The following is a 10,525-nucleotide window of genomic DNA, read 5'->3' as shown; positions in this document are numbered from 1 at the left end:
GAGCCGGGCGCGCCGCGGTGCGCCGCCTCGATCGCCGCGCGGCCGAGCGCCGCGTCCGGACGGGCCCGCCAGTCGCCGCCCCGCCCCAGGTCGAAGAGGGCGGCGGCGGGCACCACCGGCACCACCTGCGCGGGGTCGGGTCCCACCTGGAAGCCCCGGCCGTGGTCCTCCAGCCAGGCCGCGACGCCCGAGGCCGCGTCCAGTCCGAAGGCGCTGCCGCCGGTCAGTACCACGGCGTCCACGCGCTGTACGAGGTTGCGCGGGTCCAGGGCGTCGGTCTCGCGGGTGCCGGGGCCGCCGCCCCGTACGTCGACGGCGGCGACCGCGCCGCCCTCGGGCGCGAGGACGACGGTCGTGCCGGTGAGCTGGCCCGCGTCCGTGCGCTGCGCGTGCCCGACCCGGAGGCCCGGCACGTCGGTCAGCGCGTCGTGCGGGCCGTGCGGGGTGAGGGACTGCTCGGTACCCGCGTCGGGGGACTGTCCGGTGCGTGTGCGGTCGGCCATGGTCCATGCGTACCACGGGCGCGCGGCGCCGGAGGGGATTGTGCGGAGCCGGTCTCAGCGGCCCGACGGGCCCATCACGATGACGGGGTGCTTGGCCGGATCCAGCGTCCGCAGCAGCTCGCGCATCACGTCGGCCTTGAGGCTGACGCAGCCCTGGGTGGGGCCGTCGTGGTCGACGTGCAGCCAGACGCCGCCGCCCTTCGCCGCGCCTTCGGGGCGCCGCGGGTCCAGCGGCGAGGAGCCCGGCACGCGGTTGTAGTCGATCGCGATGACGTAGTCGAACGCGCCGGCCAGTGGCTCGCCCTCCACGCCCGATCCGTTGGCGACGAAGGAGGAGCTGTGGTCATACGGAAGCTTCGTGCCGCGCGGCGGGGCCAGCTTGCCGCCCGCGTCGCTGAGCGAGAAGACGCCCTCGGGCGAGCGCAGGTCGCCGTAGCGGTGGTCCTTCGTCCAGCCCTTGGCGGCGTTGTGCGCCGCCCACGCCGTGCCCGCGCGCCACTTCTCGGAGCCCTTGGCGCGGGTGTAGAGCGTGACGGTGGAGTCGTGCGAGTCGGTGCCCTCGCCCGTGACGACGAGGACCTGCTGGGACCGGGCCGGGATGCGGTCCCGGGTGGCCGCGTCGAGGCCGGGGATGTGGCCCGGCTCCGAACGGACCGGGGAGCCCTGCTTGAGGCCGGTGGGCCGCTGCTTGGAGGAGGCGGTCGCGGTGGGCCCGTCCTGCGCGGTCACCGAGACGCCGTCCGTGCGGTTGTCGTCCCCCGAGGCGGGCCAGGCGCACAGCGCGGTGCCCATCAGGACCACCACGGCCGCACCGCCGACGGCCTTGCCGCGTCGGGACAGGCGTATTCGCTCACTGGGCTGGGCGTGCCGGCCTGCCATGGTGTGACAACTCCTCGCGCGACAGCGCTTCGTGGGCATAAAAGGGGGCAATATGCACCCTACCCTTCACAGGGCGGGTTTAGCCCCGCGGGTCCCTTGTTCCGCTTGTTCTGCACATCATGCCGTGTGGCGGTCGGTGCGGACGCGGAACGGGTATCCACCGGTGCGGGGCGGACAGTTGGCGCGGTGTACTGGCGGCGTACTGTACGGCGGCCCGGGCGACCGCTGCCGCTCGGTCAGCGAGGGTTGACCGGATTCCGTACCCGGTGGTGCGCGGGGCGACGCGGCGGCATCGGGCACCATGGGAAGCCGGGGACGTGGTGAACGGCGGAGACGGCGCGAGTGGCAGGAGACCGGCTGTGAGGGAATCGTGCGACGGGGGTGTGCCGTCGGGCATACGGGTTGAGCAGCGCGTATCCGAGGGGCCGGTGCCGGGGCAGGCCCCCGAGGGGCGAGCCCCGGAAGGCCGCGCGGACCTCGCCGACCGCCCCGACCTCGACCGGCTGCTGCGCCGCTTCTACACCGCCGCCTTCGCCGACCCGCTGATCGGCCCGTTCTTCACCGACGTCGCGGGCACCGACCTGACGGCGCACCTGCCGACGATCACCGACTTCTGGGAGCGGGCGCTGTTCCGCACCGCGGAGTACCGCGGCGACGTCTTCGCCGCGCACGCCGTCCTGCACGGCATCCGGCCGCTGACCGCCGCGCACTTCGGACGCTGGGTGCAGCTGTGGCAGGCCACCGTGGACGGGCTGCACACCGGACCGCGCGCCGAGCGCGCCAAGGCGCAGGGCGAACGGATCGCGGTCGCGATGCTGCGCCGCCTGTACGGCACGTCCGCCGACACCGGAGGCGGCGCCGGTGGCTTCGTACCGCTGGCCGCACTGCGGCTGCGGGCGACGGCGGTGGCCCTGTAACAGCGCTGGCTCTGTAACAGCGGCGGCGGGCGGCTACGGCTGCCGCTGTCCGTCCCCCTCCGCGCCCCGGGGCGCCGGCCGCGCCGCCGGTACCGACTCCACGATCGAGGGGAAGGCGGGCGTGGACAGTACGCGGGTCAGCCGGAAGTCCGCCGCCGAGAGCAGCGTGGCGTACTCCTCGGCGGTCCGCTCCTTCCCGTCGAGTACCGCCATCATCGCCACGTCCATCGCCTTGCCGTAGTGCGGCGCGTTGCCCGGCGGCAGCACCGAGTCGACGATCAGCAGCCGGCCGTGCGCCGGGGCCGCGGCCCTGACCCGCCGCAGGATCTCCACGCAGGCCGCGTCCGGCCAGTCGTGCAGCACGTGCTTGAGGACGTAGACGTCACCGCCTTCCGGTACGGCGGCGAAGAAGTCGCCCGCCTCGGCCCGCCAGCGGCCCGCCAGCTCCGGTACGTCCAGCAGATGCCGGGCGATCGCCGGCTCCTGGTCGTAGAGCACTCCGGAGAGCGAGGGGTGGAGCTCCAGGACGGACCGCAGCAGCCCGCCCCGCCCGCCGCCGACGTCGACCACCGTGCTGCCCTCGGGGAACGGATAGCTCTCCGCGACGAGCCCGTCCACCGGGCCGGACAGCGATGCCATCCCCGTGTCGAACAGCTCGCGCGTCCCGGGGTCGGCGGCCAGGAACTCGAAGAGCGGCGCCCCGAAGAGCCGGTCGAAGGAGGGCCCGGCGGTCCGTACGGTCTCCGCCAGCCCCGCCGAGGACCGGAGGAATGTCTCGTCGGTCATCATCAGCACCGCGTCCCGCAGGGAGTGCGGCACGTCCGAACGGAGCGGCTGCGCCGCCGGCGTCAGCCGGAAGGCGCCGGTCGCGTCCTCGCGGAAGATGTCCCGGGTGGCGAGGTAGCGCAGCACGCGCCGCAGGTGAGGGCCGTCCGTGCCGGTGGCCTCGGCGAGCCGCTCGGCCGTGCGCGGCCCCTCGGCGAGATGGTCGGCGATGCGGTACTGGACCGCGGTGCGCAGGGCGGCGGAGAACAGGTGCCCCAGCGCGTGCTCCATCAGAAAGGCGACCGGGTCCTCCGGCATCCGGCCGCCGGCCGGACGGTCCGCGGGCCGCCCGGTGGGCCGGCCGGTCGATGACGTGGTCAACTTCTGCCTCCCGTCACTCACCAGAGGTGAGAGCTGGTGTCCGGGCCGAGCCGAGCCGTCCGACCGTCCCGCACCGGACGACCACCGTGGCAGCGCCCGGCCCGCCTGTCACGGGCGCTTCTCGCACCACCCGCGAACTCCGGCCACCGCTCCGTACCTTCCGCCTCGCCGCGTGGCACGCGGCGGCCGTCGGACGGGCCGCGCCCCTGTGCCCGTATGGGTGTTCCGTGATCGAATACGGCACATGAGCGATCGTGCGCGTGAGATGGTCCTGGCCCCGCTCGACGCCCGCATGGCGGACCTCGAAGCCCTCTACGAAGATCTCCACCGGCACCCCGAACTGTCCTTCCAGGAGACCCGCACCGCCGCCGAGGCCGCCCGCCGGCTGACCGCCGACGGCTATGACGTGCTCACGGGCATCGGCCGCACCGGCGTGGTGGGTGTACTGCGCAACGGCGAGGGACCGACGGTCCTGCTCCGCGCCGACATGGACGCGCTGCCCGTGACCGAGCGGTCCGGCCTTCCGTACGCCTCCACCGAGCCGGGCGTGATGCACGCCTGCGGCCACGACGTGCACGTCACCTGCCTGGCCGGCGCGGCCGGTCTGCTCGCCACCGGGCGCGACCACTGGTCCGGCACCCTCGTCGTCCTCTTCCAGCCCGCCGAGGAGGACGGCGGCGGCGCGCAGAAGATGATCGACGACGGCCTCTACAGCAAGGTCCCCACGCCGGACGTGGTCTTCGCCCAGCACGTCGCGCCGCTCGGGGCCGGCCTGATCGCGTACCACGACGGCGCCTGCATGGCCGCCGCCGACAGCCTGCGCATCACCTTCCACGGCACCGGCGGCCACGGCTCCCGCCCCGAGACCACGGTCGACCCGATCCTGATGGCCGCCTCCTTCGTGCAGCGCGTGCAGTCCGTCGTCGCCCGCGAGACCGCGCCCAGGGAGCAGGCCGTCGTCACCGTCGGCTCCTTCCACGCGGGCGACGCCCCGAACGTCATCCCCGACCGGGCCACCGTCCAGCTCAGCATCCGCACCTTCGACGAGGAGGTACGCGCCCGGGTGCTGGCCGCCGTCGACCGGATCGCGCGCGCCGAGGCCGCCGCGTCCGGCGCGGCGCGCGCCCCCGAGACCGAGACCCTCGCGACCTTCCCCGTCACCCGCAACGACTCCGGGACGCTGCGCGAGGTCAACGCCGCCTTCGCCGGCCTCTTCGGCGACCAGGCGCTGTTCCCCTTCGACCCGGCCTCCGGCAGCGAGGACGCGGGCCTGCTCGCCACGGCGGCGGACGCACCGCTGTACTACTGGTGGCTCGGCGGCTGGGACCCGGCCGCCTTCCGCAAGGCGATGGAGGCCGGCCGGCTCGCCCAGGACATCCCCTCCAACCACTCGGCGTATTTCGCGCCGGTCCAGCAGCCGACGCTGTCGATGGGGACGCGGGCACTGGTGGCCGCGGCGCTGACCGGGCTGGGGTCCGGTCCGTCGGAGTCCTGAAGCCCGCCGTACGGCACCGGCGTTGACCTTGCCCTTGGGGCAGGGCCCAGGGTCGGTCCTGGAAGGCGGCGTACCAGGAGGTGGTGACGGGTGGCGGAGGACGGTCTGCTGACGATCGGGGCTTTCGCCCGCGCCTCCCGGCTGTCGCCGAAGGCGCTGCGGCTCTACGACGACCTGGGCCTGCTGCGCCCGGCCCGCGTCGACCCGTTCAACGGCTACCGCTTCTACGCCCGGGACCAGCTCGAACGGGCCCGCCTGGTGGCGTGGCTGCGCCGCCTCGGCATGCCGCTGGCCCGTATCCGGACGGTGTGCGACCTGGCCCCGGCCGAGGCCGCCGCGGAGCTCGCGGCGTACTGGGCCGGGGTCGAGGCGGACACCGCGGCCCGCCGGGACCTGGCCGCCTTCCTCATCGACCAGCTCAGCGGAGAGGACCCGGCCATGACCCACGAGACGATCACCGGCATCCGGTACGCGGCCCTGTCGGACACCGGCCTGGTGCGCGAGGGCAACCAGGACACGGCATACGCGGACAGCCGGCTGCTCGCGGTCGCCGACGGCTACGGCGCGGACGGGGCCGCCGCCGGTACCGCCGCGATCGAGGCGCTGCGCACCGTGGAGAGCGCCCCGGCCCCGCTCCCCGGCGACATCCTCAACACCCTCAGCGAGGCGGTGGGACGGGCGAACCGCGCCGTGGCGGAGCGGAGCACGGGCGAGGACAGCGGCACCACCCTCACCGCGCTGCTGTGGACCGGCTCCCGGCTGGCGCTGGTGCACGTCGGCGACTCCCGCGCCTACTTGCTGCGCGACGGCGGCTTCTTCCGCATCACGCACGACCACACCCTCGTCCAGTCCCTCGTCGACGAGGGCCGGATCACCCCCGAGGAGGCGTCCGCGCACCCGCAGCGGGCGCTGCTGCTGCGGGCGCTGGACGGCCGGGACGACGAGCGCTCCGTACCGGACGTGAAGCTGCGCGACGCCCGGCCCGGCGACCGCTACTTGCTCTGCTCCGACGGCCTGTACGGCGTGGTCACGGACGCGGATCTGCGCCGCGTACTGGCCACCTGCGGCACCCCGGAACAGGCGGTGCGCGACCTGATCGCGCTCGCCCACGCGGCCGGCGCCCCGGACAACGTCAGCTGCGTCGTCGCGGACACGGTCACGGCGGCGGGGCGGCCCGCCGGGCCCTGAAAGCCTGCATCAGCCCTGCTCGTTGAGCATCACCCCTGTTCGTTGAGCATCACCCCAGTCCCTTGAGCATCCGGTGCCAGTAGAACTGCGGCAGCCCGTACCGCTTGAGGAACCACATGTCCGTCCGCTCCCTCGTCGTGTCCACGAAGGGCAGCGAGGGAGCGGGCTTCAGGTCGTAGTCGAACTCGGCCAGCAGCATCTTGTGGCGCGCGGTGACCAGCGGGCAGGACGTGTACCCGTCGTAGCGGGCGCGGAGCGGGCGGCCGCGCAGCGTGTCCCGGAGGTTGGCGACCACCACGGGGGCCTGCTTGCGCACGGCCGCGCCGGTCTTCGAGGTCGGCAGGTTCGCGACGTCCCCGAGCGCGAACACCTCCGGGTGGTCCGGGTGTTGCAGCGTCGCAGGGTCGGCCTTCACGTACCCGAAGGGCGAGGCCGGGTCGGCCAGTGGCCCGTCGGCGACCCACTCGGGGGCGGCCTGCGGCGGGACGGCGTGCAGCAGGTCGTAGGAGAGCGTCTCTTTGTCGCCGGTCGCGTGGTTCACGATCAGGGCCTCGCGCGCCGCGCCGTCCACGGACACCATCTCCGACCGCAGCCGTACTTCGATGCCGTACCGCAGGGCCACGTCCTCCAGTACCCGGCCGAACTCCGGCACCTTGAACATCGCCGTGTCGGGCAGCACGAGGACGACCCGGATGCGGTCCAGCACGCCGCGCTTGCGCCAGTGGTCGGCGGCCAGGTACGCGATCTTCTGCGGCGCGCCGCCGCACTTCACCGGCCCGGCCGGCATCGTGAACAGCGCGGTCCCGCTCCTCATGCGGCGGATCAGATCCCAGGTGAGCGGCGCCAGTTCGGGCAGATAGTTGCTGGTCACGCCGTCGTGCCCGATGGCCTGCGCGAGTCCGGGCACGCCGTCGGGGTCCAGCCGCAGCCCCGGCGCGAGCACCAGCCGGTCGTACGACACGGTCCGCCCGGACGCCGTGCCGACCGTACGCGCGGCAGGATCGACGGACACGGCGGCCTCCCGCAGCCAGTGCACGCCGGGCGGCATGACCTCGGCCTCGGTGCGTAACGACGCCCGCAGCGGCGCCTGGCCGCCGCCGACCAGCGTCCACAGCGGCTGGTACCAGTGCGTACCGGACGGCTCCAGTACCGCAACGTCCGGCGCCCCGGCCCGCCGCAGCCGCGCGGCCACGGTGATCCCGGCGGTACCGCCGCCGACGACGACGATGCGGTGGTGCACCCGGGCCGACCGCTCCGCGGGCTGCGGGGACGGATGACTGGCTGACGTGGACATATGAGCCTCCTGAACCGAGGGGCGCGGCGCGCCCGGACGGGGTCCCGTGGACGGGGTCCAGCGGACGGTGTCCGTTGACGGGGTCCAGCGGACGTGTCCCGTGGACGGTGTCCGGTGGACGGGTTCCCGCTCAGCCTCCCAGGGGTGGGGAGTGGGGGCGAGGGCGCGGACGGTCACGTACAGGCGGCGGCGACGGCCGCGGTGTCCCAGTAGAAGGGCCGCACTTCCGCGATCCGTCCAGCCTCGACGCGGAGGGTCTGCAGGATGGGAAAGACGAGTTCCCGGCCGGTCGCCCGTGCCGTCGCCCGTACCTGGGTGAGCACCACCGCGGTTCCGCTCTCCCCGGTGTCGAGGAACTCCTGCTCCACCATGTCGAAGGCCGCCCAGGCGCGGCTCATCGCGACGAAGAACCGCGCCATGCCGTCGTGCCCCCGCCAGGTTCCCCCGTACGGCAGGGAGTCGGCCTGATGGAGGACGACATCGGGCGAGAAATAGGGAGCGAGCACGTCGAACGAGGCCCTGCCCGGGCCCCCGTCGGCCAGGTACTGGGCCTCGGCGGCGTACATGCCGGCGAGAACGTCCTTGGTGGCAGGCGTGGCAGTCGTGGCAGTCGTCATGGCATGAGCCTGACTCCCGGGGCGGATACACGCTGGCGGACATCGGACACCGAGTCCACCGAATCCCGAGTCCATCGGATACCGAGTCCATCGAATCCCGAGATCCGGTTCCGTTGGTGGGGGCATCTATCGCACGTTCAACAAACGTTGATCCACGATCTCCAAGCTGGGCGCATGTTGCGCCGCGTGCCCTCCGAGCCCATCGACTCGTGCCTCGCCCCGCAAGCGACGGAGATCGCCTTGAGCTGGACCGGCGAGCCGGGGCGGGTGGAGGAGTTGACCCATGGTCAGCTCCTCGACCGGTCGTCCCGGGCCGCCGCCGCCCTGACCCGCTTCGGCGTACGCGCCGGCGACCGGGTGGCCGTCCACCTGCCCCTGGTGCCCGAGTCGGTGATCGCCACGCTCGCCTGCGGCCGTATCGACGCCGTACGCAGCACCCTGCCGGTGTCGCTGACGGCCCCTGAACTCGCCGCCAGGGTCAAGGAGTCCGGCGCGAATGTGGTGATCACCGCCGATGCCGCCTTCTGGGACGGCGCGGTGCGTCCGGTCAAGGCCACGATCGACCGGGCCCTGTCGGGCGGCGGCACGGACGTACGGACCGTACTGGTCGTGAACCGCTGCCCCCGCCCCGTGGCCTGGCACCCCGGCCGCGATCGCTGGTGGCACGAGGTTCTCGACGCGGGGTAAGGGCTGGGGCCTGGGCCTCAGGCCTGCTGTGGGCTGCCGGTACGGGTGGTGCTGCCGTGGCCCGTGCGTCCGGTGCCGTCCGTGGGTGCCGCGAGGGGACGGACGAGCAGTACCGCCGCCAGCACCAGCAGGCCCGCGACCAGCACCTGGAAGCCGACCGGCTGGACCGATCCGCCGGCGCCGTTGACCAGTGCCTGTGCGATGAGGGGGCCCGCTCCGCCGCCGAGGATCGTCGCGGTCTGATAGCCGATGGACATGCCGCTGTAGCGGACCTCGGGCGGGAACAGGCTCGCGAAGTACGCCGGCTCCGGCGCTGACAGCAGCGCCTGGGTCAGCGAACCGCCGATGAAGACGCAGAACAGCGCCGCCACGCTGTGGGTATTGAGCAGCCAGACCATCGGAAGGCCCCACAGAGCGACCGCCGCGCCACCGGTCAGGAGAACGCCGCGCTGACCGAAGCGGTCGGCCAGGCGCCCGGCCAACGGCGTGAGCAGCAGATTGACGACGCTGCCGACGATGTTTCCGGTCAGCGCCACCGACGCGCTGATGCCCATGACGGCTTCGGCGTAGCCCACGAGGAAGGCGCCGCTGAGGAAGCCGACCGTGGTGGGCCCGATATGGATGCCGATCACGGAGAGGATCTGCTTCGGATACCGGGTGACGGCTTCCAGCACCGGCGTACGTCCGCGCTCGCGCTCCCGGCCGGGGGGCCGAACGGCCTGCTGGTCCCCGTCCGCCCGCCCGGTGTCCTCCGTGCGCGCGGCCTCGTTCCTGTGCGTGGTCTCCTTCGCACGCGTGGTCTCCTTCGTACGGGCGGTCTCCTTCGTACGGGCGGTCTTCTTCGTACGGGCGAAGTCCGGGCTCTCCTCGACCTTGAGGCGCAGCACCAGCCCGACGAGGACGAGCACCACGCTGACCAGGAACGGCAGTCGCCAGCCCCAGGCGAGCATCTGCTCCTCGGTGAGCGCGGCGGTCAGCAGCGCCACGACGCCGTTGGCGAGGATGACGCCGACCGGCGCGCTCGCCGAGACGATGCTGCCGAAGAACGCCTTGCGGCCGGGCGGCGCGTGCTCGACCGCGAGGAGGGCCGCACCGCCCCACTCGCCACCGAGCCCGACGCCCTGCAAGAAGCGCAGCGTCACCAGCAGGATCGGCGCCCAGATGCCGACCTGGCCGTACGTGGGCAGCAGCCCGACGGAGAACGTCACGGCGCCGGTGAACAGGAAGCTCGCCACGAGCATGGGGCGCCGCCCCACGCGGTCCCCGAAGTGGCCGGAGATCAGGCCGCCGATGGGCCGGGCGACGAAGCCGACGGCGAAGGTGGCCAGGGCCAGCAGGGTGCCGGTGCCGGGCGCACTCGCCGGGAAGAAGATCTTGGCGAAGACCAGCGCGGCCATCGGGCTGTAGATGAAGAAGTCGTAGAACTCCAGCATCGAGCCGACCCCGCTGGCCAATGCCGCTTTCCAGGGATGCCCGGCCTGCCGGAGTGTTTCCGTGACCGCACTGTCCATGCTCACCGCCCCCACCTCCCACGCTATGGAATCAATTCCAGTGCAGCGTGAGGTTGATTGCTGGAGTCTGTCAATGGCCCTGCGTGAGAAAGTTCGCAGGTGATACGCGTTTCGTTGGCTCGGCCGGTAGGTGGAGGTTGACGTCGAGGAGGGGGTGTCTTAGCTTTCTGGAATCGATACCAGAGCTTGTCGGTGGTAGCTGTGCGGCACTGGGAACCCAGCAGGAGGTCGAGATGAAGCCGGTGGAGGGCACGCCGTGAGCGCGTGCTGCGCCCCGCGCGCCCGGAA

Annotated in this window: 10 protein-coding genes; 4 read left to right on the top strand and 6 right to left on the bottom strand. The window is 73.1% G+C overall.

Features of this window, described 5'->3' with window-relative positions:
* Together ABT381_RS19670 and ABT381_RS19665 are read right to left on the bottom strand one after the other, a co-directional pair.
* Window positions 1-503, bottom strand: a 503-nt coding sequence (locus ABT381_RS19670) for a P1 family peptidase (protein WP_351595611.1), incomplete at its 3' end; no start/stop codon positions are given.
* A gap of 54 nt (window positions 504-557) precedes the next feature.
* Complete coding sequence (locus ABT381_RS19665) at window positions 558-1,382, bottom strand: hypothetical protein (protein ID WP_351595608.1); 825 nt, start codon at window positions 1,380-1,382, stop codon at window positions 558-560.
* A 428-nt stretch (window positions 1,383-1,810) separates the two neighbouring features.
* Between ABT381_RS19665 and ABT381_RS19660 the strand changes: the two genes are divergently transcribed.
* Window positions 1,811-2,299, top strand: a complete 489-nt coding sequence (locus tag ABT381_RS19660) for a group III truncated hemoglobin (RefSeq protein ID WP_351595605.1) — start codon at window positions 1,811-1,813, stop codon at window positions 2,297-2,299.
* Window positions 2,300-2,332: 33 nt separating this feature from the next.
* Here ABT381_RS19660 and ABT381_RS19655 read toward each other — a convergent pair whose 3' ends face one another.
* On the bottom strand, window positions 2,333-3,382 hold the full coding sequence (locus ABT381_RS19655; RefSeq protein WP_467754546.1) for a methyltransferase: 1,050 nt from the start codon (window positions 3,380-3,382) through the stop codon (window positions 2,333-2,335).
* 307 nt (window positions 3,383-3,689) lie between these two features.
* Here ABT381_RS19655 and ABT381_RS19650 point away from each other — a divergent pair, with 307 nt between their 5' ends.
* Together ABT381_RS19650 and ABT381_RS19645 are read left to right on the top strand one after the other, a co-directional pair.
* Window positions 3,690-4,940: an amidohydrolase gene (locus tag ABT381_RS19650; RefSeq protein ID WP_351595599.1), complete on the top strand. Its 1,251-nt coding sequence runs from the start codon at window positions 3,690-3,692 to the stop codon at window positions 4,938-4,940.
* A gap of 90 nt (window positions 4,941-5,030) precedes the next feature.
* Window positions 5,031-6,128: a MerR family transcriptional regulator gene (locus tag ABT381_RS19645; protein WP_351595596.1), complete on the top strand. Its 1,098-nt coding sequence runs from the start codon at window positions 5,031-5,033 to the stop codon at window positions 6,126-6,128.
* Between the two features lie 49 nt (window positions 6,129-6,177).
* Here ABT381_RS19645 and ABT381_RS19640 read toward each other — a convergent pair whose 3' ends face one another.
* Window positions 6,178-7,422 (bottom strand): NAD(P)/FAD-dependent oxidoreductase, encoded by a 1,245-nt coding sequence (locus tag ABT381_RS19640; protein ID WP_351595593.1) that lies wholly within the window; start codon window positions 7,420-7,422, stop codon window positions 6,178-6,180.
* A 173-nt stretch (window positions 7,423-7,595) separates the two neighbouring features.
* Window positions 7,596-8,039, bottom strand: coding sequence for a nuclear transport factor 2 family protein (locus ABT381_RS19635; RefSeq protein ID WP_351595590.1), 444 nt, complete (start codon window positions 8,037-8,039; stop codon window positions 7,596-7,598).
* Window positions 8,040-8,225: 186 nt separating this feature from the next.
* Here ABT381_RS19635 and ABT381_RS19630 point away from each other — a divergent pair, with 186 nt between their 5' ends.
* Window positions 8,226-8,726, top strand: coding sequence for an AMP-binding protein (locus ABT381_RS19630; protein ID WP_351595587.1), 501 nt, complete (start codon window positions 8,226-8,228; stop codon window positions 8,724-8,726).
* Window positions 8,727-8,743: 17 nt separating this feature from the next.
* Here the strand turns inward: ABT381_RS19630 and ABT381_RS19625 are convergent, their stop codons facing one another.
* Window positions 8,744-10,237, bottom strand: coding sequence for an MFS transporter (locus ABT381_RS19625; RefSeq protein ID WP_351595626.1), 1,494 nt, complete (start codon window positions 10,235-10,237; stop codon window positions 8,744-8,746).
* Window positions 10,238-10,525: the final 288 nt, after the last annotated feature.

It is taken from the genome of Streptomyces sp. NPDC000151 (genome assembly GCF_040301705.1).
GTDB lineage: Bacteria > Actinomycetota > Actinomycetes > Streptomycetales > Streptomycetaceae > Streptomyces.
The sequence above is the reverse complement of the archived record's forward strand: the minus strand, read 5'-3'. Positions and strand labels throughout refer to the sequence as shown.